This is a genomic window from Paraburkholderia sediminicola (assembly GCF_902859805.1).
In the GTDB taxonomy this organism is placed as follows: domain Bacteria; phylum Pseudomonadota; class Gammaproteobacteria; order Burkholderiales; family Burkholderiaceae; genus Paraburkholderia; species Paraburkholderia sediminicola.
This window is the reverse complement of record NZ_CADIKC010000002.1, coordinates 438884-465719: the sequence shown is the minus strand read 5'-3', so window position 1 is coordinate 465719 and position 26836 is coordinate 438884. Positions and strand designations below refer to the sequence as shown.

Annotated in this window: 22 protein-coding genes; 8 read left to right on the top strand and 14 right to left on the bottom strand. The window is 60.3% G+C overall.

Features of this window, described 5'->3' with window-relative positions; translation table 11 throughout:
- Nucleotides 1–67: 67 nt before the first annotated feature.
- Complete coding sequence (locus tag R8871_RS10615) at nucleotides 68–877, bottom strand: oxidoreductase (protein WP_175050395.1); 810 nt, start codon at nucleotides 875–877, stop codon at nucleotides 68–70.
- 116 nt (nucleotides 878–993) lie between these two features.
- On the bottom strand, nucleotides 994–1602 hold the full coding sequence (locus R8871_RS10610; protein ID WP_175050394.1) for a TetR/AcrR family transcriptional regulator: 609 nt from the start codon (nucleotides 1600–1602) through the stop codon (nucleotides 994–996).
- Between the two features lie 436 nt (nucleotides 1603–2038).
- Here R8871_RS10610 and R8871_RS10605 point away from each other — a divergent pair, with 436 nt between their 5' ends.
- On the top strand, nucleotides 2039–3595 hold the full coding sequence (locus R8871_RS10605; protein WP_175050393.1) for a methyl-accepting chemotaxis protein: 1557 nt from the start codon (nucleotides 2039–2041) through the stop codon (nucleotides 3593–3595).
- A 143-nt stretch (nucleotides 3596–3738) separates the two neighbouring features.
- Complete coding sequence (locus R8871_RS10600; protein ID WP_175050392.1) at nucleotides 3739–4836, top strand: lactonase family protein; 1098 nt, start codon at nucleotides 3739–3741, stop codon at nucleotides 4834–4836.
- 728 nt (nucleotides 4837–5564) lie between these two features.
- Here the strand turns inward: R8871_RS10600 and R8871_RS10595 are convergent.
- Entirely contained in the window at nucleotides 5565–6866 is a 1302-nt protein-coding gene (locus R8871_RS10595) for an aspartate aminotransferase family protein (protein ID WP_175050391.1), read from the bottom strand.
- Nucleotides 6867–6944: 78 nt separating this feature from the next.
- On the opposite strand from R8871_RS10595, the gene R8871_RS10590 reads away from it, so the two are divergent.
- Both R8871_RS10590 and R8871_RS10585 read left to right on the top strand, forming a co-directional pair.
- Nucleotides 6945–7829 (top strand): LysR family transcriptional regulator, encoded by an 885-nt coding sequence (locus R8871_RS10590; protein ID WP_175050707.1) that lies wholly within the window; start codon nucleotides 6945–6947, stop codon nucleotides 7827–7829.
- A gap of 124 nt (nucleotides 7830–7953) precedes the next feature.
- Nucleotides 7954–8427, top strand: coding sequence for a VOC family protein (locus tag R8871_RS10585; protein WP_175050390.1), 474 nt, complete (start codon nucleotides 7954–7956; stop codon nucleotides 8425–8427).
- A gap of 103 nt (nucleotides 8428–8530) precedes the next feature.
- Here the strand turns inward: R8871_RS10585 and R8871_RS10580 are convergent, their stop codons facing one another.
- The 4 genes from R8871_RS10580 to R8871_RS10565 all read right to left on the bottom strand — a co-directional run bounded on the left by R8871_RS10580 (nucleotide 8531) and on the right by R8871_RS10565 (nucleotide 12766).
- Nucleotides 8531–8938, bottom strand: coding sequence for a PPC domain-containing DNA-binding protein (locus tag R8871_RS10580; protein WP_175050389.1), 408 nt, complete (start codon nucleotides 8936–8938; stop codon nucleotides 8531–8533).
- Between the two features lie 96 nt (nucleotides 8939–9034).
- A complete protein-coding gene (locus R8871_RS10575; RefSeq protein ID WP_175050388.1) occupies nucleotides 9035–10153 on the bottom strand; it encodes a hypothetical protein in 1119 nt (372 codons plus the stop codon).
- On the bottom strand, nucleotides 10150–12387 hold the full coding sequence (locus R8871_RS10570) for an FAD-binding protein (RefSeq protein ID WP_175050387.1): 2238 nt from the start codon (nucleotides 12385–12387) through the stop codon (nucleotides 10150–10152). The genes R8871_RS10575 and R8871_RS10570 overlap by 4 nt, the downstream gene beginning before the upstream one ends.
- Before the next feature lie 7 nt (nucleotides 12388–12394).
- Nucleotides 12395–12766, bottom strand: a complete 372-nt coding sequence (locus R8871_RS10565; RefSeq protein ID WP_175050386.1) for a DUF805 domain-containing protein — start codon at nucleotides 12764–12766, stop codon at nucleotides 12395–12397.
- 208 nt (nucleotides 12767–12974) lie between these two features.
- On the opposite strand from R8871_RS10565, the gene R8871_RS10560 reads away from it, so the two are divergent.
- Nucleotides 12975–13976 (top strand): alpha/beta fold hydrolase, encoded by a 1002-nt coding sequence (locus tag R8871_RS10560; protein ID WP_175050385.1) that lies wholly within the window; start codon nucleotides 12975–12977, stop codon nucleotides 13974–13976.
- 87 nt (nucleotides 13977–14063) lie between these two features.
- Nucleotides 14064–14552: an SRPBCC family protein gene (locus R8871_RS10555; RefSeq protein WP_175050384.1), complete on the top strand. Its 489-nt coding sequence runs from the start codon at nucleotides 14064–14066 to the stop codon at nucleotides 14550–14552.
- Nucleotides 14553–14574: 22 nt separating this feature from the next.
- Here R8871_RS10555 and R8871_RS10550 read toward each other — a convergent pair whose 3' ends face one another.
- Entirely contained in the window at nucleotides 14575–15246 is a 672-nt protein-coding gene (locus R8871_RS10550; RefSeq protein ID WP_175050383.1) for an isochorismatase family cysteine hydrolase, read from the bottom strand.
- Nucleotides 15247–15371: 125 nt separating this feature from the next.
- Nucleotides 15372–16703: an aminotransferase-like domain-containing protein gene (locus tag R8871_RS10545; RefSeq protein ID WP_175050382.1), complete on the bottom strand. Its 1332-nt coding sequence runs from the start codon at nucleotides 16701–16703 to the stop codon at nucleotides 15372–15374.
- Between the two features lie 90 nt (nucleotides 16704–16793).
- Between R8871_RS10545 and R8871_RS10540 the strand changes: the two genes are divergently transcribed.
- Nucleotides 16794–17390, top strand: coding sequence for a DJ-1/PfpI family protein (locus tag R8871_RS10540; RefSeq protein ID WP_175050381.1), 597 nt, complete (start codon nucleotides 16794–16796; stop codon nucleotides 17388–17390).
- A gap of 62 nt (nucleotides 17391–17452) precedes the next feature.
- Here R8871_RS10540 and R8871_RS10535 read toward each other — a convergent pair whose 3' ends face one another.
- Together R8871_RS10535 and R8871_RS10530 are read right to left on the bottom strand one after the other, a co-directional pair.
- Entirely contained in the window at nucleotides 17453–18178 is a 726-nt protein-coding gene (locus R8871_RS10535) for a hypothetical protein (RefSeq protein ID WP_175050380.1), read from the bottom strand.
- Nucleotides 18179–18492: 314 nt separating this feature from the next.
- Nucleotides 18493–18822: a DUF4148 domain-containing protein gene (locus R8871_RS10530; RefSeq protein ID WP_175050379.1), complete on the bottom strand. Its 330-nt coding sequence runs from the start codon at nucleotides 18820–18822 to the stop codon at nucleotides 18493–18495.
- Nucleotides 18823–19411: 589 nt separating this feature from the next.
- Here R8871_RS10530 and pstS point away from each other — a divergent pair.
- The gene (pstS, locus tag R8871_RS10525) at nucleotides 19412–20449 is read left to right on the top strand and encodes a phosphate ABC transporter substrate-binding protein PstS (protein WP_246287518.1); all 1038 of its coding nucleotides are present in this window, start codon (nucleotides 19412–19414) and stop codon (nucleotides 20447–20449) included.
- A 56-nt stretch (nucleotides 20450–20505) separates the two neighbouring features.
- Here the strand turns inward: pstS and R8871_RS10520 are convergent, their stop codons facing one another.
- The 3 genes from R8871_RS10520 to R8871_RS10510 all read right to left on the bottom strand — a co-directional run bounded on the left by R8871_RS10520 (nucleotide 20506) and on the right by R8871_RS10510 (nucleotide 26835).
- The gene (locus R8871_RS10520) at nucleotides 20506–21708 is read right to left on the bottom strand and encodes a porin (protein WP_175050377.1); all 1203 of its coding nucleotides are present in this window, start codon (nucleotides 21706–21708) and stop codon (nucleotides 20506–20508) included.
- An 875-nt stretch (nucleotides 21709–22583) separates the two neighbouring features.
- A complete protein-coding gene (locus tag R8871_RS10515; RefSeq protein ID WP_175050376.1) occupies nucleotides 22584–23351 on the bottom strand; it encodes a FecR family protein in 768 nt (255 codons plus the stop codon).
- Between the two features lie 10 nt (nucleotides 23352–23361).
- Nucleotides 23362–26835: a beta strand repeat-containing protein gene (locus tag R8871_RS10510; protein WP_175050375.1), complete on the bottom strand. Its 3474-nt coding sequence runs from the start codon at nucleotides 26833–26835 to the stop codon at nucleotides 23362–23364.
- Between the last annotated feature and the right edge of the window lies 1 nt (nucleotide 26836).

Genomic DNA, 26836 nt, shown 5'->3' with positions numbered 1-26836 from the left:
GTCAGGGTGCTTCGCGGGCAGTAGCGGGGATGGAACGCTGTAGATCGATCGCAACGCAGTCATGCCGTCAAGTTTGAAGCCGCAGGTCCTTGCGGATACCGGCATCCACAAGCCCGGCGGGCGCAAACCTGCGCAGCAATCGCAGACGGGCGGCGAGTCCACCGGCTGTATAGCGAAGTTTCGGGCGAGCCGCGATGGCGGCCTGCAGTACGGTCTCGGCCACGACCTCCGGACCGTCAGCGCTCTCGACAACCTCTTTCACTCGCCTCGCGATGGCGGTGCGTATCTCGAGGTAGTCGTCGAGGGGAACGTCCGGCTCCATGAAGTTCGCGTCGAAAGGCGTCTTGATGTAGGCGGGCTCAATGACGGAGACCCGGATGCCCATCGTGCGCAACTCATGATCGAGCGATTCCGAATAGCCCGCGACCGCGTGCTTGGTGGCGGAATACAGCGCCATATAGGGCATGGGCAAGAAACCCAGCACCGAGCCGATGTTGATGATGCGGCCGCTGCCTTCTTGCCGCATATGGGGCAACACGGCACGCGTCATGCGGACGATCCCGAAGAAGTTCGTATCGAAGATCGCACGGGCCTGGCCAATCGAACTCTCTTCCGCAGCAGCAGGCGCCACGCCGAAACCAGCGTTGTTCACCAGCAGGTCGATGCGGCCGTGCAGGCGTAGTACTTCCTTGACGACGGCTTCGACGGATTCATCGCTAGTCACGTCCAGTGGCAGCATCCCGAACGTCCGCTGGCCAGCCTGTGCGCTGCGCCGGCTGGTGCCGTAGACCTTGTACCCAGCCTTCGCGAGCCGTTCGGCCGTGGCTTCGCCAATTCCTGACGAGGCGCCCGTCACGAGCGCTATCCCAGTTTCCATGATGTTCTTCCGATAGTGATGGGTGTCTTTGATGGTTTGCTTGCGTGTTCATTTTTCTAGAATATGATGTTCATCATATTCTAGATCCAACAAAAACCGGCCCCGAGCCGGTGGATTTATACGTCAGTGGGCGCGAGTTTTTTCAATGCGGCTTCAAGAAAACCTTCCGACAGCTTCGGGTCGTCAACGGCGCGCGCCAGCACCATGGCGCCAACCATGGTGGCCGCCGTGACAAGCGCCTGCTCATGCGCGCCCGGTTGACCCCAATCGGGCAACTGGCGCGCAATGACATCAATCATCTCCTTGATGCGGCGGGTGGCTGCGCGCCGCACGACCGCCGCCTGGCGCGGCATCTCGGAACCGAGGGCGGAGACCGGGCAGCCATTCTCTACGTCTTCGCAATGCTCCTTTGACAGATAGGCGCGCACCATCGACGGCAACGCATCCTCTGGCGGGACGGAGGCGGCGATATGTTCCGACAGGGCGACGGCTTCAGCGCCGGCGCGGTCAGCCGCTTCGGCAAGCAGCACCTCGCGAGATGGGAAGTGGGCATAGAAGCCACCATGAGTAAGGCCGGCCTCCTTCATGATGTCGGCCACGCCTGTCCCGTCGTACCCGCTGCGCCGGATCGCACGCGCGGCGACTTCGACGATGCGCTCGTGCGTGATTTCTTTGCGGCTGGCAGTCTTGCGATTGATTGATGGCGTTTTCATGATGACCATCATATAACATTTCGACATCGTTTGCTGTGCGAGACCATGTCGATGACGGTCAAGGTTCGTCAGACTGCGCTGGGCAGTGCAGTTAGCCTCGGAGGAGGGCTGGCAGTAAAGGTAATGAGTGCGTGGGCGCGTTGCTTCGTCTGCGATATCGGTAGTTGTGAGAAGCCTCATAGATATACGACGTCTTATAAATAAGGTCTCACCCACTATCGAGCTGAAAGAATTTGAAATTTAACGATTTGGCTAATTTTTGGTAAATACGTATCGAATGATTTCGACAAAGGGTCAATTCGTCTTGTATGATGACGTATCTCGGAATGGATCTCCACGACGCCACGCGGCGCAGCGGTCTGTAAGGCAATCTTGCGAGATCGACGGCTCAGGTTCTGCGTTGTTTATGTCGTAAACAAACGAACAATGGTTAACTGGATCGGTAGGCATGCGTAATCTCACAATAAGACACAGTCTCCTTGCCGTTCTCGTGCTTTTCGCGAGCATGATCCTGATCGGCGGCATCGTGGGGGTGCTGGCACTTGGCCGTTCTAACGACAACGCTCGGCGTCTGCACGATATCGCGAGCCAGGAAGTGCTGGTCAACGATGCCTATAAAGACTCCACACGCACCCGCGCCGCGCTGACGCGTGCGTATTCCGCATTGAAAGAGCGCAATGACGAAGCGACCCGCGACTCGGCGCTCAAAAGTGCCGCCACGACGCTGGAGCGCGCGGACCGCGAAACCAGGATGTTTCGTGATGCCGATAAATTTGCGGGCCAGGACGACGAGCTGAAGCAAAAGCTTTTCGATTCTTCCAATACGTTGGCCACGATTCTGCATACTGCTTTCGACGCCTTGCAGCGGGGCGATACGAATGCATACGTATCGATCAACGACAAAGACATCACGCTGGCCGGCGTCGCTTATTCGGCCAATGTCGAGAAGTTCCAGAAGCTCGCTGAAGCACTCGCCCAGGATTCCGCTGCGCAAGGCGATCGCGAATACACGTGGGTTGTCACGATGGTCGCGGCGGGGGTGGCACTGGCCCTTGCATTGATCGTCGCCGCCCATTTCGCATTGCGCAAGATCGTGGTCCGTCCGCTGCAGATTGCATCAGAGTTGCTCAACCGTATTGCAGGAAGCGACCTGACCGTATCCATTCCGGAAGGCGGAAGGAGCGAGTTGGGGCAGCTGTTCACGGCGATGTCGCAGATGCAGACGGGCCTGGCCAAGACTGTTTCAAATGTGCGCGTGAACTGTGAAGCCATTCACGGTGGTGCGCGTGAGATCGCTGCCGGCAACCTCGATTTGTCGAGTAGAACCGAGCAGCAGTCTGCGTCGCTTGAAGAAACGGCGGCCAGCATGGAAGAGCTGACCTCGACCGTTAAACAGAACGCCGACCATGCCCGCCAGGCAAGCAAGCTTGCCGCCAACGCGGCGGACGTCGCACAGCGAGGCGGCAACGTCGTGCAACAGGCGGTGCAGACAATGACGGCAATCACGGCCAGTTCGAACAAGATTGCCGAGATCACGGGGATGATCAACAGCATCGCTTTTCAAACCAATATCCTGGCCTTGAATGCAGCGGTCGAATCCGCGCGAGCAGGGGAGCAGGGCCGCGGCTTTGCCGTTGTCGCCGGTGAGGTGCGCACGCTCGCGCAGCGCAGCGCTGCCGCAGCACAGGAGATCAAAACGCTCATCGCCGCATCGGTCAACGATATCCGTGACGGCAATGAACTCGTTGTTCAGGCCGGGCAGACCATGGGTGAGATTGTGGGCGCGGTGCAAGGCGTCGCCACCATCATGGCTGAGATTACCTCGGCGACAGTTGAGCAGAGCTCCGGCATCGAGCAGGTCGGGCAGGCCGTCAGCCAGATGGATCGGGTGACGCAGCAAAACGCCGCGCTAGTCGAGGAGGCCGCCGCCGCCGCGAGCGCACTTGAGCAGCAGGCGCAAGCGATGACGGATGCTGTTTCCGCGTTCCGCCTCAATCGGGCTTGACCCGCATCCCTATCCAGTAAAAGCATCGGTCGCGCACGTGCCGGGGCGGCAATGCGCTGCGACCGGCCGTCGAGATTCTTTCGAAAAAACCGGGGCGGCCGATGCTGGATGTTCATATTCAACCATTTCAACGGAGTGTCACGATGAGCGTTAGGGCCACCCTGGTCGCAGCAGTTCTGTTTGCGGGTGCTTTGGGATCGGGCGTATCGCAGGCTGCTACGTATGCCTACGTATCCAATGCGGACAGCCAGGACATCTCTGTCTTCAGCCTCGACAAATCGAGCGGCTCACTCGCCGCAATCGAGACCGTACCTGTTGGGGGCACGGTCATGCCGATGGCGCTTTCGCCCGACCATCTCCGGCTTTATGCCGCGTTGCGTTCCAAGCCGTATAGCGTGGTGAGCTTCGCGGTCAATCCGCTCGACGGCCGGCTGATTGAACTTGGCAGGGCGCCGCTTGCGGAGAGCATGGCCTATGTATCGACGGATGCGACCGGCCGTTACCTCTTTTCCGCGTCGTATGGCGGCAATCTTCTGGCGGTGAACCGGATTGCCGAAAATGGCGTGGCGGGCGATGTTCAGCAAACCGTCAAAACCGGCCCAATGGCTCACGCCATTCGCAATGCGCCCGACAATCGTTATGTCTTCGCATCGGTGCTCGGCTCGGACGCGTGGTTGCGTCTGAAATTCGATGCTTCGAACGGTCAGTTGACCGAAGATGCCGCGCCCGCGCATTCGTTGCCTGCGAAGTCGGGGCCGCGTCACTTTGTATTCTCGCCGGATCATCGCTTTGTCTATCTGATCGATGAACTCGATGGCAAATTGCATGTGCTCGCTTTCGATAGCACGCGTGACAAAGTCAAACCCGTTCAGACTGTTTCCATCCTGCCGCCCAATTTCTCCGGCGACAAGCCGTGGGGCGCGGATGTGCACGTCACGCCAGACGGGCGTTTCCTGTACGCCTCAGAACGCACGTCCAACACGTTGGCTGTCTATCGGGTGAGCGCGAAATCGGGTGAACTGACACGCATCGGCACGTACCAGACAGAAAAGCAGCCACGCGGATTCAATATCGATCCGTCGGGCAAGTATCTGCTTGCAGTCGGTCAGCTGTCGTCAAACATGAGCGCTTACCGCATCGACCGTGACTCCGGCGCGCTGACTTTGATCGGTCAGTACCCCGTAGGTAAGGGCGCGAACTGGATCGAGATCGTTGAGTTCGAGGGATCAAACGGCAACTGAGAGCCGGGTCGCGCGTGAGTAGATCAGGTTAAGCGCTTTGCGGATGACGTTCCGCGCGACAGCGCAGCACTGTCGCGCGGAACGTCAACACGTTAGTCAATCCCGCGATCGCTTGCCGAAGAGCGCAGATGTGGCTCTCCCGCTAGCCTGCGCCCTGCGGGTCGCCAGCCGCCACAAGCGGCCCACAGTCGCAAGAATGCCGGGGAAGGGTGGCCCTGTCGTGGTCGGTGGGGCATCCTCTGAAATCATCGAAATGGCCGGCCGGCCGAAGTGGCCTTCCTGCATCGGAAGATTCAAGTACTCGTATGGGTACAACATCCGGGCGAAGCGAATGCGTGCATCGCATCCGCTATCGTGCCATTCGACAGGAGCTTCCCAACGCATTGTCGACATAGGGCGACGGGTTGGGTAGATCGCAGTACTTGCCACGCGGTCTTTGCTGCAATCGTCGGTTGCACGCAAGCCCGATGGGGCCAACTTTGGGCTTCTTTCGTCCATGGTCATCTCCGCTGGTGATGCCGATCACGGAGACGCCACAAACAAAAAAGGCCTCATCCGTACTTTCGGCGAGGCCTTTGAGCTGCGTTCCTGCTTATCTAACGCGCGTTGGCCTCCGATGGCATGCCCGAACGGACTGCCATGTGGCTTTGAAACGCGAAGGAGAAGAGGTTTAGCGTCAGCATGGCGTCAAGTTTCTTTGCAATTGGAGCGCGTGTCAACACCAGTGACTACAGCGAGCGCTCAATCGCCTTCCCAAGCAGATCCAGACCCAGGTCGATCTCACTCTCGAGCACAGTCAACGGAGGCGCAATCCGGAAGACACCGCCCATACCTGGCAACTGCACGATATTCATGCTGAGCCCCAGGTTCATGCACTCACGTGTGATCTTCGCGCCGAGCCCATCGGCCGGTTCCTTCGTACGGCGGTCCTTGACGATCTCCATCCCCAGAAGCAGCCCGCGTCCACGAATATCGCCGATACACTCGAAGCGTTCCATCAGATCGAGCAGGCCGCGCTTGAGTCGCTCGCCCATCAGGTTCGCACGCGCAACCAGCCCCTCGCGCTCGACCACATCCAGCACCCGCAAACCGACGGCGGCCGGAAGCGGATCTGACACGTGGGTCGTATAGAACAGGTAACCCAACTCGTGAGCCCGCTCCTCGATCTGTGCCGAGGTGACAACGGCCGCGAGCGGCAGACCTGCGCCCAGCGTCTTCGACAAAGTGAGAATGTCGGGCGTGACGCCGTCGCGCTGGCAGGCGAACATCGTGCCCGTACGCCCGACGCCCGTTTGCGCTTCATCGAGGATCAGCAGCATGCCGCGCTCCTCGCATTTGCGCTTCAGTGCGGCCATATAGCCGACCGGCAGTTCGATGATGCCGCCGGAGCTGAGGATCGGTTCCGCGATGAAGGCGGCGAGATTGCCACTGGACTGACGATCGATGAGATCGAAGGCGTAGTCCAGCTCCGCCAGATAATCGTATTCCCCGTTGCGCTCGAAACGCGGCCGATACGGGAATGGGGCGGGGATCGCGTAGGAGCCGACGGCTGCCGGACCGACACCCTTGCGACCGGCGCTATAAGTTGCGGACGCCGCGTTCCCCGTCATGCCGTGCCAGGACTGCGCGAATCCGACGATTTCATACTTGCCGGTGACGAGCTTCGCCATGCGGATGGCGGCCTCGTTCGACTCTGCACCCGTGCTGAGTAACAGCGCCCGGTCGAGCCCGTCCGGCGTGATCTCGGCCAACCGGGTCGCCAGATCGACGACCGGCCGCGACAGCATCCCGCTGAAAAGATGGTCGAGCTTGCCGGCGTATTCGTTGATGACCGACACGATTTCCGGATGGCTGTGCCCAAGCACCGCGCTCATCTGCCCCGAAGTGAAATCCAGAATCGCGCGGCCATCTGCGTCATAGACGAAACTGCCCTGGGCGCGCTCGATGATCATCGGCTCGAAGGTGCCGCCGTAGCGGATGAGGTGCTGCCTGGCGTTGCGCCAGAAATTTGCATCGTTGTTCAGGGACACCTTGTTTCTCCTGGGCGGGTGGCGAGAATAACTTGCAGTCTAGATGGCTCTCTGCTTTCATAGAATCGAATAGTTCTTATCGAAGATAGAAGCGGGGCTTATACCTTGAGTCTTTCCCTGGAAATTGATCTGCTGCGTTCGTTCACCGTCATTGCCGAAGTCCGGGCGCTCAGTCGCGCGGCCAACCGGATCGGCCGAACCCAGTCTGCGCTGAGTCAGCAGATGAAGCGCCTCGAAGAAATCGTCGATCAGCCGCTGTTCCAGCGCACGGGTCGAGGGGTGGTGCTGACCAATCCCGGCGAACGCCTGTTGATCCACGCCCAACGCATCCTGCGCCTGCACGACGAGGCGATGGCCGATCTGTCCGGCAAAGGGCTGTCGGGGACGATCCGCTTCGGCTGCCCGGACGACTACGCCGCCGTTTTCCTGCCGCATTTGCTGCGCCAGTTCTCGAGCCAGCACCCACACGCCCTGGTGGAAGTCATGTGCGCCCCGACCCCACGATTACTCGAACAACTGGAGATGCATGCGCTGGACCTTGCGATGATCTCGCTGCCGGACGACGCGGCGAATGACGACATCATTCGTCGCGAACCGCTGGTCTGGGTGGGTTATCCGGGACTGGATTCCGCGCACTTCGACCCCTTGCCGCTGGCGGTTTCCGATCCTGACACGCTCGACCACGTGGCAGCCTGCGAAGCGCTGCAACGCGCGGGCAGGGCTTACCGCATCGCCTATGCAAGCAGCAGTCTTGCCGGTCTGACGGCCCTGGTCCGCTCGGGGCAGGCCGTTGCCGTTATCACACAAACGGCCGTTCCCGCGGATCTCTGCATACTCACTGGGGATGCGGCGCTTCCGTCCCTGCCCACCGTTGGCATTACGCTGAAATTCGAGCGGGAGCGCCCCCCCCATCTGATCGCGGTATTCGCAGAGCACATCAGGCTGACGCTGCCGTTGCTCTGATCGCAGCGGGTAAAAAGTGAAATTCTTCTTCGCGACGTGTCGATTTTGATAGCCTTCCTTCGTCGTCTCAATGGCAGCATGCGGCTTACCTCCGCATTCAGCCACCACTGACAGGAGATTTGCCATGACGATTCAAAAGATCACGCCATTTCTTTGGTATTCGGATCAGGCGGAGGAGGCCGCAGCTTTCTATGCGAGTATCTTTCCGGACTCGCGCGTCAAACGGGTTACACCGGTACCGGCCGCCGGGTCCACGAAGATGGTCGAGTTTGTTCTTTTTGGGCAGCCCTTCATTGCCATGACCTCTGGTGGGGGCGACCCGTTCAACCACGCGATATCCCTTATGGTCGACTGTGCCGATCAGGCAGAAGTTGACCGCTACTGGAATGCTTTTCTTGACGGCGGCGGTTCGCCTGAAGCGTGCGGGTGGTTGAAAGACCGCTTCGGTGTCTCGTGGCAGATCGTTCCAACCGATCTCATCAGGATGATGGCTGACCCCGATCCGGCAAAGGCGGGGCGTGTCGCTCAGGCCATGATGAAAATGGTGAAGTTCGACGTCGCCACGCTGAAAGCCGCTTACGCGGGGACGGCGGATTAACAAAAGGTCCCTTGCATTGTGTGCGCCATGGAGCGTCGGTCAGGCTTGCCCGCTTCAAGCCGACGCTCATCGCATCAACGCTGTTTGCACGTATAAGTCGAACCTACTGCGTGGGTGGTTCGCTTCGAATGACCAGTTCCATGAACCCTGAACCTGAGTCGTGCTCCCGGGAGAAGCGATGTTCGGGAAGAAGCGCCAGCAATATCTCCGCTGTCGTGCGGACCATGCAACCGCGTGCCACATGACCACCGAACACCTGGCCGCGCGGGTCTGCAACCGACATGTGCAGATGCGCTCCATCAGGGGATAGGGAACCGGCGAGCGTCAGGATTTCCAGATCGTGGCGCAGTTCAGTCGGATCATCATTCCCGGCAAATCGCAATTGGGCAACGCTGAGGCTCCCAATGCCCTGGATCACGAAGGCTGCCTGCAACCCGACTTGACGCAGCACATCTTCGAGGGCGACGCGCAGATCGTCGCCGGGAGAGAGGCGTAGAGGATGGGCTTGCATCGTGAGGCTCCAGGTCGGGGGCTTGGCGATAGCTTAAGGCGGATCGAGCGCGGCCGGGAGAATGCGGCTAGCAGACGTTGCACACCCTCTGCCAATTCAATAGTCGTACACGTGCTCCGTCACCAGACCGTTTTTTCCGGCTGCCGCCAGAAAATCGGACAGGTCGCGAACCGGCATCAGCAACGCGACGCGTCGTGTATGGGCCGGCATTGCTAGCGGTTGTTCAAACAATATGCGGCCGCTGCCGGCGGGTAACGGGGAGTCGTCTTTCGCCCACACCGTGACCAGAATGACCGACGTGTTGCCGGCGATGTCGGTGAGATGAATGCCCTGTTGCGCAAGCGCTGTTGCCGCGAGCCTGAAGTCGAAATAGCGCGGCAACGCCAGTAACGCCCGACCGTCTGGCAGACGGGCAAGCACGCTGACGTGAGCCGGCGCCGACCACCCCTCGGGCAGGCGGTCGACGACCACATCGGTCGTCATGAGTGCCGGTGTGTAGGTGGCCCGCGTCGCCTTCTCGATCAGTTTTCCATACACAGCCTTGATCGCGTATTCGGTGGTCAGCGCGTAGCGGCGTTCCCATTTGCGGACGAGACCGGGTCCCCACATCGGGACATCGCGCCAGAGATGGCGAAGGCGGGCGCCGAAGTCGAACAGGTACCAGGGCTCCTGGCGGATGAAGTCCACGTACTCCTGAGCCGCCTGGGCGGCGTAGCGGTCCTCGTCGGTCAGCTTTTTCCCGCCGAGCAGCCAACTCGCGCGACCCACGGTATTTTCGTAGAGGGAGCGCAGCGCATACTCCACGGTCGTACTCGACGCGATCACCCAGATCATCACGTGGTAACCGGGATTGAGCGGATAGTTGTCGTGCATCTGCTCACGCGTGACGGTCGCGTAACTCGACCAGAGCTGGCCGATCTGATCCAGAAACGGAAAATCGTGCGACGGTTCGTGTTGCACGATTCGTGCGTACTCCGCCGGGCTGTGCACGAGATACCACTCCGGAAAAGTCAGCAGCGTCTGCTCAGTGCCGCGGCGATCCGCCACCGGCACAGGGCTTTGATATGAGGCTCCTGGTGTCTCAGGCGCCGCAGAGGACGTTGCAGCATGCGCAACCGGCATCGCAAATGTGAGCGCGAATGTGAGCGCGACGCCGATGGCGATCGTGGCGGTAATGGCAATCGTAAGAAGCGCTTTGCGCAACGGCCGCATCATGCCGCCTCTCCATGGCGCACGAACGCCATCAGGACGTTGTCCGACGGATCGCCTTGCTGGGTCAGGCGCATGCCGGTATGGCGAAAACCTGCCGCTTCGACGCGCGCGATCCAGTCGTCGACGCTAGCGAAATGACGCAACTCCGACCGGTTGGTTTCCCACGTTTCGCCGAGGCCCGCGTTGAAAACCGTATGGGCAAGTGAAACGAATGCATCCATTGTCGGTGTCGTGACGTCGTGATCGCGGACCACAAAATAGCCGCCGGGGCGGACGATTCGCGCGATCGAATCAAGAAACGGCGCGAGCTTCGCCGGCGCCATATGATGCAAGCCGACAAAGCAACTCACCAGGTCCGCACTGGCGGCAGGCAGCGCGATGGGCGCGTAGTCGTTCAACGGCTGGAACTCGCCTATCGAGCCGATCTGTCCACGCTCGACAATATCGACCGGGCTCATTCCCGGCCGCACGTCATGAACCAGCGTCACCTTGCCTTTGAGCCGCAGATACTTCTTCATGGCCCGAACATAGCGTCCTGTTGTGCCAATCTCGACATAATCCTGCAACGGTGAATCGCCCAGCAGCATGGCGGCTTGCCGGCCCATTTCAGCCTTCTGCATCGACAGGGACGGCAGCGCATGCGTGAGCATCGCGAGGCGCGGCGTGATCGGTTTGAGGCCCGCCTGGATCGCGCGATAGATACGTTCGTCGCCCGTGTGTTCGGCTGTTGAAGTTTTGATCAGCGTATGCAGACGGTCTTCGGGCAACACGTTGAAAATGTTCTGCAGGAATGCATAGAAACGATCGGCTTCGCGCTCGTTACGATAGATCGTGGCGAACAGGGTGCCGTTGCTGTTGCTGTCCTCTTGTGACGCCGTCACTTCAGGCGTCACTTCGAGCTCGCTTCGCTCGGGCGCATAGTAGCGATCCCACAGCGCGCCACGCAGGCGGTATTGCGGATCGAGCTCCCGCTTGAGTGCAAACATCTCGCGCGCTCGCGGATAGGCGCGATGGAACTGCTCGCGCGTTGCGTGCAGCTGGTAGGGCAAATAGTAAGTGCCGCCCACGGCGAGCACGGCGTCGATCAGTTCGCGCGTCCATACCGCAACGCGCTCTTTGGCATTCTCGCGAGTGCGCTGCTTGTAGTAGAGCACGAAGGCAAACGTCTCGCCGCGTGCCCACGCCATGACGGTGCGGTTGTCGGCGAGCGCATGGCGGATCGAGATGTTGACCGCGTTCACCCGATGCCGCGAGAGAATCATCGATAACGCCTCGGCAAATCGTGTGACGGCGTCTACGGGCACGAAGTACTCCTGCAGCACGTACGTGCGCTGGCGCCGCCCGACTGGTTCGAGTTCCGCGACGTCGTAACCGGCTTCGTAATTGCGCCAGTGCACCTTCTTGCCAAAATGCAGCAGCGGGTCGTACAGATACTCGCGACGAAACTTGCCGAGCGGCGTCTCAGTGATTGCCCAGAGAAAGTATTTCGCAGCAAGAAAGCCGCGACTGAGCGGCTGCAATCGCGTCGACGTGGCCGGCTCGTCGGTGACCGTCCAGCTGATCGCCCGGCCGCGCGTGTAGCGCGGCGGATAGAGGTCGAAATTGTGGAAGATCACGTCTTGATGGCTGCGCACGGTTGTATCGAACCATGCCTTGTAGTCGGCAGTGCGCATCTTGCGGTCGCTGCGCTTGACCCGCGTATTGGGCACAAGGTCGAGCTCCGCTTCCGTGATGATGCCTACGCCGCCATATCCGCCGATCGCCGCGTTGAACAACATGGTGTTCCCGGTGGGGCTGGCGTTGACTACTTCGCCGTTGGCGAGCACGAGCGTAATCGCCCGTACCGAGAGCACAACCGGCCCCAATCCCATGTAGCGTCCGTGGGCGTTCACCGACAACGCGCCGCCCACCGTGAAGTTCGCGTAGGTCTGCATGATCTTGACCGACAGACCGTGCGGGTCGATGAACCGTTGAATATCGCACCAACGGATACCGGCCTGCACGCGAATCACCGACGTGTGCGGTTCGAACCGCAGCACACGGTTCATCTTGCGCATATCCAGATGCAGGGTGCCCGGACTCGCGGTGTGTCCGCCCATGCTGAAGTGGCCGCCGCCTACCGACACCGGCAGATTGGTCTGGGTGAGGGCCTCGACGACTTCCTGCGTGGAGGTGGGCGTGGCGATTGAAAATACGGGAATCCGGTTCAGCTGAGTGACGTCGTTGACCGTTGCCATGTCTCTATCACTCCCCGATGTTGACTTTGAGGTAATCCGCGCGGGTTGCCGGATCGGGGCCAAAGCGGTTCTCGTGATCGACGCCGCGGCGCAGCACGTGGATCAACACCCAGATTGGCCCGAACACTGGAATGACGGCGGTCAGCAACGACCATCCGCACCGTCCGGTGTCATGCAGGCGCTGGGTGGAGAGCGCAACCGCGCTCCAGAGAAAGACGATCGCGAACACGGCCGCACCGATCTCGCCAAACCAGGACCCGGCAAGACTGCCGAAGGCGGCGCATACGAATGCGGCAATGATGATCCGGGTCAGCCATTCGCTGCGGGTAATACGGCCGCGGCTCAAAAAGAAAGCGGGGGTGAGGGTGGTTAATAGCATTTTTATTTTTGCCTATTCCCGGAAGTCAATTGGTGATTCCTGAAGCCGTCAAAACGTTTCAATCTTCGGTGCGCAAGTTTAAGCGGACTTGATATTATCGGTCGATCTCAATCTTGAGAAATTTGGCTGAGCATAACTGTACATAATCATCGGCCAGAATAAGTGTGCCGCCGAACCCATCAAGCATAAAAAGAATACATAAAACGCCATGAAACTTTATAAAGTCGCGCTCGCACTGGTCGTAGTGCCGATCATCGCGCTGGTCGCCGTATTAGGCGGCGCGGATCTGATCGCCCATAGCCGCGAGCGGGATATCGCGCGGAGCGCGGCGCCGGCCGGATCGCGCTTCGTGCGTGCGGCGGACGTGGACATGCTGATACAGGAGCGCGGCCCCGCCAGCGGACAGCAGATCGTTTTCATTTCAGGCGTGGGCGCCTGGAGTTCGACATGGCTGCCGACCATGGATTATCTCGCTCAAGCCGGCTATCACTGCATCGCGGTGGATCTGCCGCCGTTTGGGTACACCAGCCGGCCTGTGGACAATACGTACGACACAGGCCACCAGGCCCTGCGCATTCTCGGGATGCTCGACACGCTGAAGCTTTCGCGGGTGATTCTCGTTGGCCATTCGTTCGGCGGGCGAGCCACGGTCGAAGCATTGATGGCCGAACCCAGCCGATTCAAAGCGGCGGTACTGGTGGACGTTGCGCTCTCAATCGATCCGCCGCCGGCCGAACGCGGCTTGCTCGGCAGCCTGATTGAGGTGCCGGCCGTGGCGCGGCCCGTGATCGCTGCGACAGCGACCAATCCATGGCTCACCGGATGGTTTCTGCGGAAATTCACCTCGCGTCATGATGCGTTGACGGCTGACCGGATTGCCGTCTATCAGCGACCGCTTTCCGTGGTTGGAACAACGCAGGCGTATGGCTATTGGCTGGATGCATTCGTCAATGATCCAGGGCTCAGTAGGAGCAGTCGCTCGTCGGACTATGCGTCGCTGAGCATGCCAGTCGAGATGATCTGGGGGAGGACCGATGGCGTAACGCCCCTTAGCGACGGATTGCGCCTGGCGCGACTGTTGCCCGACGCACGCATGAACGTGTTACCGGGAATTGGGCATATACCTCATGTGGAGGACAATGCGGCGTTCAATCATGCGATTGAGGGCTTCCTGGTCCACCTGCAGGGCGTGCAGGCCAAAACTGAATGATCGGGCGTCGGCTCTCGTGCACTGACGGGTTGCCTCCGGCTGTCCCGTGGTTAAAATCCCCACAAGAATTCCAGCAACGGAGGCAGCTTGCGGACCGCCGAATACCGCTTTTCCACCATTTGGCGCATCGATGCGCCAGTGCAGGAAGTTTGGGCGGCAATCCAGGATTCGGCGCGCTGGCCCGAGTGGTGGGATAACGTTGAGCGCGTGGACCAGCTGGAGGCGGGTTCCGATCAGGGCGTGGGCGTCGTGCAACGCTATACGTGGAAAGGCTGGTTGCCCTATCGCCTCGTGTTCGATATGCGGGTGACGCGCGTCGACCCGTTGGTCGCGCTGGAGGGGGAGGCCAGTGGCGACGTCGAAGGCGCCGGCCGGTGGAGTTTTTCAACCGACGGACGCAACCTTACCGTGGTGCGCTATGACTGGTGCGTGCGTACGACCCGCGCATGGATGAATGCATTGGCGCCGCTATTGCGACCGGTTTTCCAGTGGAATCACGATGCAGTGATGCGCGAAGGCGGCGCGGCGCTGGCGCGTCGGCTGGACGCGCGGCTGCTTGGCATCGAGCACGGATGAGGCCAGCGCGGGCACCGAACGTCTAGGCAAGCAGCCGCAAGGCATCCGCAAGCGATAGCACCGTGGTGCGCGAATCGAATGCGGTGGAGAACAGATGTTCGTGTACCACCTGGTCCGGGTCGTAACAGCAATCTTTGACCGTGTACAGGCGGAAGTCCACGTCGCTCGCATACGCGACCGACGACAGCACGACCCCGGTCGATGCAATGCCGACCATGATCAGCGAATCGACACCTTGTGCGAAAAGTCGTGCCTGCAGATCGGTGCCGAAGAACACACTGGCGCGATGCGCGATGATGACCGGTTCACTGGCCTGGTGGGCTAACTCAGGCGAGGGCCGGTCGTCGATGAAGAGGCCGAGTTGCTTGATTCCTTGCCCATTCTTGTTCAATGGGCTGACTTCCGGATAACCCGGACTGAAGCGAAGATTGGCGAAATAGACGCTGACGCCTTTGGCCCGCGCTGCATCGCATAGCTTGCGCGTATTGGCGAGCAAGGCCGGCGCGACCGATGGAAAGAGTCCGAGAATGTCGGTCTGATAATGCATGACGACAAGCGCGGTTTGCGCCGGCACGATTGCCGGAATCTGCGAACTGGTCAGCTCTACTGACGCACTGCTGATTCCGTCATCTATGCTGCCGCGGGGATTCGAGCTGGTTGCCATTGCGCTATCCAATGCATTTTCCGGATTCATGATTGACGCCGCCTATTAGCCGTTCTCAATGCTAGTGCCTCCATTTACAGTCTCCTTTATATCGTTCATTAGGCTCATTGACCAGTGACTCCTGTCTGCGCGGATTGCGCCGCCGCATCCGTGGATCAGTAGGTCTGGTCGGCCACAACGCGAGCCACCGTCTCCAGTGACTGCTTTAACGTGGACAGACTGACGGAGCCGAGCGCCAGCCGGATGGCATGAGGCACATGCGCTGATGTCGCGAACGGGTGGGCTGTCGACACGGAAATATGTTCGCGCATCAACGCCATCGCGATCGCGTCGGCCCGAACCTCCTGGGGCAGAGGAAGCCAGGTGAAGTACGAAGCGGGATGGCTGATCCGCTTCAGCCCGCGCAGGACTTCAGCAGCAACGCTCTGGCGCAGCGTGGCATCCCTGCGTTTGTCGGCTTCAAGCCTGGCCACGGTGCCGTCCTCGATCCAGCCGCAGGCGATAGCCGTCATGGTCGCCGGGGTGTTCCAGGTGGTTGCCCGGATGGCCCGCTCGAGCCTCGGAACCCATTCGCGCGGGGCACCGACGAAGCCGACGCGCAGCCCGGTCGCGACACTCTTCGACAAGCTCGACACATAGACCGTTGTCTCCGGAGCAAGTGCTGCCAAAGGCGGTGGGGCGCCTTCCGCCAGGAACGCGTAGGCCGCGTCCTCGATGAGCATCAGTCCATGATGCCTCGCGATGGCGACCAGCTCCCGGCGTCGCTTCGCGCTCATCACCCAGCCGAGCGGGTTATGGAGCGTCGGCATCGCGTACACGGCGCGTACTCGCCGTCGCTTGCATAGGGCAGCCAACGCATCCAGATCCGGGCCGTTCCCAGCCGCAGGAATGGGGGCGAGCTCCAGCCGGTTGACCTCGGCGGCGAGCTTGAATCCCGGGTACGTCAAGGCATCTACGGCCACCACGTCGCCGGGCTCGAGCAGGGCCATGGCGATTGTTGTCAGCCCGTGCTGCGCGCCGCTCACGAGCAAGACGGTTTCAGCCGATACCGTCAGTCCCCGGCTGGCCAGGTGGCGCGCCACGGTCGCCCGTTCGTGCTCGCGCCCGCCGTGCGGCTGGTATCGAAGCAGCGCTTCCAGGTCGCCTGCGGCGGCGAGCTGGCGCAGCGCCGCGCGCAGAAGGTCCCCCTGATCCGGCAACGAGGGATTGTTGAAACTCAGATCCACCGTGTCAGCGCTCCAGGCTTGCAGATCGACGCCTTGACCACGAGGGAGCGCTTCCTTGACGAACGTGCCGCGACCCGTTTCTCCGCTCACCAGGCCCATCGCCTGCAGCTCGGCGTAGACGCGCGTGGCCGTGACCAGCGCCAGTCCTTCGCGAGCCGCGAGATCGCGGTGCGTTGGCAGCCGCGTGCCGGGACGCAGCCGTCCCGCACGGATATCGGCTGCGAGACGGTCGACCAGTTGCTTGTAACGGGGCTGAGGCATGCCTGAGCGTATCCATGACAATTATTTGAATGTATTGATTATCGGTTCTACGATGGCGCAATACAACGTCTCCACGCGTACGAGGCCCCCATGCACATCGCTATCCTGACCTTTGAAGGTTTCAACGAACTCGACTCGCTGATCGCGCTCGGTATTCTCAACCGGGTCAAGCGGCCGGGCTGGCGCGTTTCGATCGCCAGTCCGACGGACAAGGTGCGTTCGATGAACGGCGTGGTGATCGAGGCGCAAGCGTCGCTGAAGGATGCGTGCGACGCGGACGCTGTGCTGGTGGGGAGTGGGCGGCTGACCCGGGACGTGGTCGCTGATGCCGCGTTGATGTCGCAAATGAAGTTCGACCCGACGCGCCAGTTGCTGGGCGCGCAATGCTCGGGAACGCTGATACTTGCCAGGCTGGGCCTGCTGGACGACGTTCCGGCCTGCACGGACCTGACCACCAGACCTTGGGTCGAGGAGGCGGGCGTGGCTGTGCTCAATCAGCCGTTCGTGGCGAAGGGAAACGTCGCGACTGCGGGCGGCTGCCTGGCGTCGCAGTATCTGGCCGCCTGGTTCATCGCGCGTCTGGAAGGTGTCGAGGCTGCACGTAGCGCGATTCACTATGTGGCGCCAGTGGGGGAGAAGGAGGTCTATGTGACGCGCGCGATGGAGAACATTTCGCCGTTCCTCTAAGGCGTTTGTCCTTCCTGATGGCGTCATCAGGAAGGACAAAGACCGCCCGTACTTTCGTTACCTTAAGCCGTAGTCGACACCAGGCTCCCAACCGTTTGCATGTGCGAATGTCCCTTGAGGTTATCCGCGAGCGTCTGCACAAACGACTGCAACGAGGTCCCCGAGTTGCTGTCGCCGAGTGAGCTCAACAAGGACTGAAAATCCGTCTGCAGGGTCGACGCCTGCGAAGAAGACGAAGAAGAATTGCTGCTTGCATCCGAGGTGTCGGATGTTGCACTCGAACTCGTTGTACTGCCGGACCCGAGTTCCTGGGCGAGCGCATTCAGCGCGCCTCCAATATCTCCATAGGAAGAACTCGCGATCGAGTTCGTCGAGCTGCTCGAGCTAGCTGACGTGGAGCTATTGCCGTTGCCCGCTTGCTGAAGCGATCCTAGTGCCTGGAACAACGCACCGAGAAAGGCCTGCAGCGCGCCGGAAATGGTGTTCGTCGACGACGAATCGCTCGTGGAGGAGGTGGAAGACGCTGCGGTGGTGGACGAGCTCGAAGAAGCCGTCGTGCTCGACGTACCCGACGTAGCCGTGGTCGACGACGTGCTGCCAATCCCAAGCGCCGACAATGCCGTCTCGAGTGCCGACAATAGCGGATTCGAGTCCGTTGAACTGGTCGACGAAGACGAGGAGGACGACGCCGACGCCGCTTCGTGGTGGCCGCCTCTCGAGTGGCGAGCGGAGCCGATCGAAAGCAGGTCCGTACTGGTTGGTGAACCACTTACACTTTGTATGCTCATGATGCTAGATCTCCTTACGAGTTGAACATTTAGGGTAAGTGATGAGAACATTTCCAAATGCCTGGTAAGGGGTGGATTTACCCGCCATCTCGGCCGCCGGTAAGGTGCGGAAAGTTTTCGTTTGGAAATTGTCGTCTTTTCAACGTGCTACTTCGTTGACGTCAATTCGAAAATATGCAGGCAGCGTTCGCGGTGACGATTTCGTTGGGCTATCTGGCTCTCGCGCAATCGGAGGCTTCGCGCCGAGGCGGGCATTCGTGCGCATCGGAAGTAATCCGTAACAAATGCCCGAAACATCAGCGACCGTCTACACCTTACGGCGTGGGCTTTGCCTGCCCGCTCTGGCCTGCGTTCATCATCACGTCCCGTTCCGCCCGGTGTTTGGCGGCAACCTTCTCCTGCGCAGCCTGTATATCGGCGGGGTATGAACCATCGTCCCCCTGGGATGGGTTGTAACCCGCTGCTTCCAGTTCTTCGAGTTCATGCATAACTTCCGCACGTGTGACTTGATGGGGGGCGGGCTGCGGCATGGTTTGCGCAAAGACGCTCGCTGAACTTGCCATCAGCACGGCTCCTGCCATCACGAAGCTGAGTAATGGTGACAATGGTGAACCAATACGCCGATTTAACGAATCCGATTTCATGTTGGTACTCCTTGTGCCTTGCAGGCGAAAGAATGACGGACGTTCACTGAGCGGTGTTGTCCGCGGCAGATGCGTTCCGCTGCGCCAGATGCTCGCGCTTCGTGCGTGCTCACCTTGCAAGACCGCACGCGTGTACCAGTTATTCCCTCATTCGCCTGAAAGCAGTAGAGAGCAGCAGAACGCATCTCGTTGCCGCAGCCGGGTTCATCGCCATCTCGCCGGGTCGGGAATGACCCATTAGTGAGCACTGCGACTGACTCGTGTGCGGTGGGTGAAGCCAATCGACGACGGTCAGTGACCAGCAAGAACCGGCCGTTCAACCGCGCTTTTGGGGAGGCACATCCGGAGGTCGGTTGCGTTCAGCTAGCGGATATCGCCCGATCATTCTGTTCGTTGGACCACGTATCAACACGAAGCAATACTTTCATCTGTCCTGCAACTGGGACTATGCTCATTAGTTTCTGAGCCCCCGATGTGCAAGCGGGACAACGCAAGAATGTCCATAGGCGCAATCTCCTCCCGGGACATTTCCCGTCGCGTGGCTAGCCCCGCTCAGGGATGTCGGATAACAATTCAAAGTGAGATAGTCGTGAGACCTTTTCTACTGTTGATTGGCGCTCTGGCCGGCGGGTTTTGCGTCGTCGCGGCTCAAGCCACTGACATTACTGGCGCCGGCAGCACCTTTGCGGCTCCCCTTTACGCCAGGTGGGCTACCGATTACCAGAAGTCCGGCGGAGGCGAGGTGCACTATCGCAGCGTCGGCTCATCAGATGGCCTCAAGCAGATCCTTGCAAAGGAAGTCGACTTCGCGGGGTCGGACGCGCCGCTTACCGACGGTGAGTTGATGAAGGACGGGTTGCTGCAGTTCCCGACTGCCATCGGGGGTGTGGTGCCCGTCGTCAACCTTCCCGGCATCAAGGCGGGTGAGTTGACACTGTCAGGTCCGTTGCTCGGCGACATATTCCTCGGCAAGATCCAATACTGGGACGACCCGGCGATTGTTCAGTTGAATCCGAAGATCAAAATGCCCGACACGCCCATTGCCGTAGTCCGTCGCCAGGATGGTTCCGGCACAACCCTCATCTGGACGCACTATCTTGCGCAGATGAGTCCCGAGTGGAAGCAGAAGGTCGGTGAGGGTGCCAGCGTGCACTGGCCGCGTGGATTAGGGGGGAAAGGTAATGAAGGCGTGGCCACTTACGTCGGATATCTTCCGGGCGCCATAGGCTATGTCGCGTGGGACTTCACGAAGCAGAACCACATGACGTACGTGGCCATTAAAAATGCGTCGAGCGCCGTTGTCGAGCCCAGCGTACGGACCTTCAAAGCGGCGGCCGCAGGCGTTGACTGGACCCGATCGCTCGGCCAGTTCCTGACCAATCAGCCGGGCAATGATGCGTGGCCCATTATTGGTGCCACCTATGTGTTGTTGCATGTGACGCAGGATCAGCCAGATCACGGCGAGGAAACGCGGAAGTTCTTCGACTGGGCGCTTAGGAGTGGGGGGAGGGCGGCGGAAGATCTGGACTACATTTCGCTGCCGGACTCGGTCGCGACGGCAATCCGCTCGCGATGGCGCACAGGAGTGGGCGCTGTTCCGTCACCCAGGCCTCTCGCCGGGCAATGATTCGACAGCACGCGTGAGACGGGCTGCCGGCCGCTCGAAAGCGGCCGGTTTCCTGATTAGAACCGATGCGTCATGCCGAAGATGCCGGCGAGTTGGTGGTTGTTGCCCGAGTAAGCGCTGCCGTTAAGATCGGCAACGGCTCGCTTGCCCGTCGAATCAATACCCGAAGCAGTCTCGTAGAAGCCAATTGCGTAGAGCGAAGTACGCTTTGACAGCGAGTAGGTCGCGCCCAGGTTGAACTGGCTATATTTCGCGCTGCCCAGGTTGTCCGCACCACTGTTGTGCGTATAGATATACGCGCCACCGAGTTGCAGCGCCGGGGTTACCTGATACTTCAGGTTGATTTCGCCGGAGTTGAAAGTCGCCGTGCCGCCCGTGTACTTCGGGCCGGAAATCTGACCGACCGCATTGACGGAACCCAGGTTCTGGAATTGCGTGTTCGAGTACAACAGGCCGATGATTGCCGGACCCAGTGTGTACGAGCCGCCCGCCACGATGATCTGTTGCGAAGCTGCTGACGCGTAGCCGCCGTAAATCTTGTTATTCATATTGTCGTTCGCGCCTGTGGCGGAAGACGACGGCGTCGACGAATTTCCCTGATTGCCGAACGTCGCGTAGTACGGATTCTTGACGAACGTATAACCGGCACCAAGGTTAAGCGGACCGTTCGTATACGAGACTGCCGCGTCCACGACCGAGTTCTGCGAGAAATTGCCTGCCTGGCCGCCCAGACTGTACAGCACGCCTACCTGCAAGCCTCTGTAGTTCGGGCTCATGTACTTGATCGAATTCTGGACACGATTCGAGGTATCCACGTTATCGACGTCGCTCGCGCGTGTGCCGTAGCCGAGTCCGGAAGCGGCCCAATCGGCGCCAGACGCGAACGAGGAGGTCAAATCATTGCTTGCCGAGTATTGGCGACCGGCCGTTACCGTACCCCAGGTCTTGCTGCTCAATCCGACGAAAGCCTTACGGCCGAACAGGAGGCCACCCTGGCTAAGCGTACCCGTGCCTGAGGTGAAGCCGCTTTCAAGGGTGAAGATCGCCGACAGACCGCCGCCCAGATCTTCCGTGCCCTTCATGCCCCAGCGCGACGATGTCGCTTGCGAGAACGCGTACTGGTGCAAACCTTTGACGTTGTTGTTGATCAGGAAACCCGTGTCGACGATGCCGTACAGGGTCACGCTGCTTTGTGCGTACGCCGCGCTACCGAGCGCGCTAAGCGTGAGGAAAGCCACCGAGGTCTTTATCAGTTTCATCTGTTTTTCACTTTGTTGATGTAAGGATCTATCGCTCACATGGTGAGCGTGATCCCATTGATTTCGGTTGCCCGGTGCAAGTATCGTAAGTAATGCTATTTAATGTGCTTGCACCGGCTAACCCACTACGAGCAGGAACTAACTAATGTTGTTCTTGCTGTTCCCCTGCGCCTCAAGGCGCCGACGTTTTCCGCCGGATATGCTGTCCCTGCCAAATTCAAAGTTCGGCAAAAATAGCTTATGCAGAATGGTTTGGGGAAGGAAATTTTTGCCGTGTCTCACGTCCACAACAGGACGCAACGGGGATCAATATTTCGTCATGCCATTGCGCAATAGCGTCACAAAAGGTCGGTACGAGCACGCGTCCGCAGCTGTCAAAAAAACGACACGAGGTTTGCGATTTCGGCAGGCGGGGGTTGCAAATAGTGATGACGCACACTGAGTTGCACCTAAACGGTGCTTTGGCGTGCCGGCCTCAAACTGAACGCTATGGATGCAGTTGGATTCGGGTTGTGTGCCGAAACGGCCCGTATCGAGCTTCCGTTTTTCTAGCGCGATGATTTCCGATGACGATCAGATATAAATCGTTATCCGAAATAAATGCTATTAATTGGCTCGGTATATGCTGCAGGGTATCAACTAAAACGGAAGCTTCTATCTTTGTTACTGCTTCTCCGGCATGGGCAATGAGTGACGACTCGTAATTAGCCACTGAGTCCCATCCCAGTGATATTCGCTGTCGAACATCTGACGGCTCAGCCCGGTTGCGACGGCCGGGCGTGCGCTGACAGTTCCGCGAAAATTGCTGAGTTCATTGAGCCTGTTGGCCCCGCCCGGGTCCGCGCAACGACCCGGAGCCAGGATGCTGACGACACTTACTGCACCACGCAATCCACGGTACCGCTCGTTGCACGGGAACTCTGATTCGCCGGCGCATTCTTGCTGATCGACAGCGGCATCGTGACCGGCACGCCCTGCGTCGGCGGTACCACTACCGGCGGAGTGTTCAGGTTGGCCACATAGCCGAACTGACCGGTCTGGTATATCTGTTGGCCGGCCGGATTGCTGAGCACTATGGCGCCTTGCGACACGTCGACATACAGACCGTTCTGCGGCTTGTTCCCGTTTGGCGTCGGTACGCTGCCGCAATCGTTCTGGCAGAACACGGCGCCGAAGTTGGTGCCACGTACAGCGATAGCGCCCATCGGCGTCTCGAAGCTGACGGCGTCATGGTTACGCTTTCCGATCAGGCCGGTTACCGAACGCAGGCCGCCATTGACGAGGCGGATAGCGACATTGTCCTTCTCCGGATGATCAACGTCGTACACGTAGCTTTTGACGACGACCTGTGAAGACGGGCGCACGACCATCTCGCCGTCATCGACAAACTTCACGCGGGTGTACGTGTTCGCCTCGGTGACCAACGTGTCACCTTGCAATATCGATGACTTGACCGCCAGCGCCGCAACGCTGCCGTCGGCATGTTTCACCGTCAGCACGCCGGACAAGTGCGTCACCGTGCCGACAGCCTGCGCGTAGGCGCAGGTGCCGCAGGCCGACATGACGAGTAGAAACAGGAACTGCCGTGTGAGCCGGAACATCGCACGGCCGCGCCGATGGGTTGTGTTGATGACTCGTTTCATGGTCGGGATATCAGCTGCAATATAGTTTTGCCGTGGCGGATTTGGCGCCGCTTTTGTCGGTGCTTTGGCTCGAATTGGTCGACGTGTCGGTGCCGCCGAACGTGCCCGCCTCACCGCCAACTGTCATGGGTTCCGCGGACGTTGAACTGCTCGTGCTGGTTGACGGTGTGGCAATCGTGACGGTCGTGGTGACGGCCGGTGCCGTCGTCACAGCCTGAACAACGGCATTCGATACTGATGTCGCCGATTGCGCGACCGCAGCCGCCGCCGTTTGCGAAGAATCAGGCGTAGCCGGAGTCGTGGAGGTCGTAGATGTCACGGGCGTCACAGGTGGCACGACCGGCGTCACAACCGGCGGCACCACCGGCACTGGCACAACGGTACCGCCGGCGTCGGAAATGCTGACGCCGGCCGCATACATTACGGCACCATTGGCGGCCGTGAGTGTGACCACTCCGGGTGCCGATGTTGCGACGTTCGCATTGACCGATATGCTGTTGCCGGCGAACGCGTTGATGTTCCCCCCAGCGGACGCAAGCGCGCCGTTGAGCGTGAGATTGTCGGTCGGAGCACCGGTGTTGGCGACCGACAGGTTGATGCCGCCCGTCGCATTGACACCGCCCGCGCCGATGATCATCGCGCCGGTGTTGGCGACGCTGACGTTGCCACCGGCGTTGTTGATGCGGCTGACATTCACCGCGCTGGTATCGGTAGTGTCGAGTTGATTGACGATCGCGATATCGCCGGTGGTCGCGTTGCTGGCGGAAACGCCGGCGATCTGATTGCCGGCCATCGTCAGGGTCGTGCCATTGGCTGACGCCGTCTTCAGCTGTTGCGTGACGTGCAGTGGCGAGAACTGCTGGGATATCGCCCCGTTTGCCGCGCTCAGCGTCAGGTTGCGCGCGGTGATATCGCCCACCGTCAGGTCACCTGTGCTCTGTGTCACGGACATATCGCCGCTGGTCGAGATCGAGCCGCCGTTTTGCGAAAAGCTGTCGCTGACATTGAGCTGGGAACCGCTGCCGCTGCCGACCATGCTTCCCCCGTCGGTCAATGACAGCGCAGCCAGGTTGGCGGTGCCGGTATAACCCAGCACGCCGCCGCCGAGAGCGACGCTGCCACTGCCGCTGATGTTGGTCACGTTAAGCGTGCCGCCCGACATGTACAGGCTGGAGCCAGTGTTGAACGTGATGCTGTTGACCGTATCGACACCGTCGTAATAACCATGCGCCAGGCGTCCGCCCGCAGCCACGATGACGTTGTCGATGGCCGTCGGGAAGTAGTGGGTAGACCAGAAAGACGGGTTGCCCCACAGACTCTCGGCGGTGCCCGTATAAGTGATGTTCTCCGATCCCGCCATGACTAGCAACACGTCAGGCCCCGAGCTGTTGTAGACCGCCTTGACCATCTGCAGGGCGCCGCCGTTATTGATTACGTTGCCGAGGACATGACGGAATAAACCGAGAGGGGTACTGCTGACAGGGCCTGAAAGTGCGGCAAAGGTCGTCCCTAACGTCGGGACATAAGCGCCCAGCAGATTTGTTTGTAGCGTCCCACCCAGCGAGAGGGACGGCGCGGAATAGGTCAGCGTGTCGTAGCTGCTGGCGGAGGCGATGTCGATCAGCAGCGTGCCGGTGGAACCCTGGCTATAGCCGCCGTTGATCGACAGCGAACCTATCACGCCATCGCCGCCAGGAGAGATCGTGCCGTTGTTGAGCAGGACGCCCGTGCCGGACGACCCTACCGAAATCGTGCCGGTACCGGAGAGATAGCCTCCGGTGTCGTTGGTGAACGTGCCGAAACTCAACGCGCTGTTGCTCAACGTGAGGTTACCGGTATTGGTGAGTCCTTCGCCGCCAAGTGAACTGCCTGATGTCATCGACAGGTTGCCCTGGTTGCTGACATTGCTAACCGATCCCGTCACGTTGGCAAACGTGGCCGTTCCGGTGTTGACGAACGAAGCGGCGTGCACGGTGGCATTGGTCAGCGACAACGTACCGCTGCTGGTCAGACTGCCGTTGCCGGACCCGCCCAGCCCGTCACTGACGGTCAGCGCCCCGCCGTTGAGGCCGAGCGTGGCGTTGCTCACGGTCACCGCGTGGGTGCCGCTTTCAATGCCGTTGACGTTGGTGTTGAGATTCAGCGCGAGCGTGCTCGCGGTGCTGGTGATATCGGCGTTGATGTTGATGTTGCCGTCGGCGTTCAGGGTCAGGGATGCCGCTGAGCCGCCGGTTTTGTTGATGGCGGCGCTGACGGTGATGTCGCCGCCGGTGGTTCCGCCGTCGGCGCCGGTGGCGAGGGCGACATTGGTGCCGCTGTTGAGCGCGCTCGACACCGTGCTGGCGCTGATGGTGGAGCCCGAACCCGTCGAGGTGATCACGTTCTCCGAGTTCGACGCATTACTGGTGCTCCCCGTCACCACTTCGAGGGAATACGGATCGATGTACCACTCGCCGCCCGCGCCGACGGTCGGCAGCTTCACCACATCGAGCGACTGCTTGCCCGATGTCTCGACATAGCCGCCTCGTCCTGCATGGCCGGTCGCCGAGATATCGCCGTCGAGATACGCAAGCTTGTCCGAGTACAACGCGATATTGCCGCCCTGGGCCGCACCGTCGGCCGTAATGCTGGAGCTTGCCGTCGTGGTCAGATTTTGCGAGGCACGCAGGAAGATGCGGCCGCCCTGATTCACCACGCTGCTGGCGTTGATGGCGCCGCTGTTGTTGATGAGACCGGCCGCCACGCCGATGCTGCCCGCTTCCGCTGCGATGTTGCCGAGGTTGGTCACGTTGCCGGCGGTGCCGGTCACGTTGACCGTCACACCCGGTGTGCCGGTGTCGACAAGCTGCACGGTCTGCCCGGCTGCCAGCAGCACTTCGCCGTTCGGGTTCGTGATGACGCCGCTGTTCTTCACGTCGGCGCCGATCAGGTAGACACTGCCGCCGCTGGCCGTCTTGATGACGCCCTGATTCTCGACACGGCCCGCCACGTCGCCGGTATTGAAAGTCAGCCGTCCCGCCAGAAAATTGCTGTCGCTGATGTTGAGCGTGCTGGCAATGAACCGCGACACGTCGACCACGCCGGACGGCCCGACCAGAATGCCGTTCTGATTGATCAGCGCGACCGCGCCGTTGGACTTGAGCAGGCCGTAGATCTGGGAAGGATCCGAACCGGTCACGCGCGCGAGGAATGACGATGCTGCCCCGGGCTGATTGATGTTGACTACCGCATTGGCGCCGATGCTGAACGTACCGAAGCTCGCAATCGCCGAACCGCTGCTCTGGTTAATGTTGAGCGCATTGCCATTTTGCGTGATCGTGGCGGCGCCGTACGTCACCTTGCCGCCAGTCGGCAGGGCGTTTGCCGCGGGCGCTGCCGCCATGGATGGCATATTCCACGTCAGGAGCATGGCCGCGACGGCCATCGCCGACATGCGCAATGGCGAGAAGGCCATCCGCACATTCGATTGATTTCGATTTGTCATA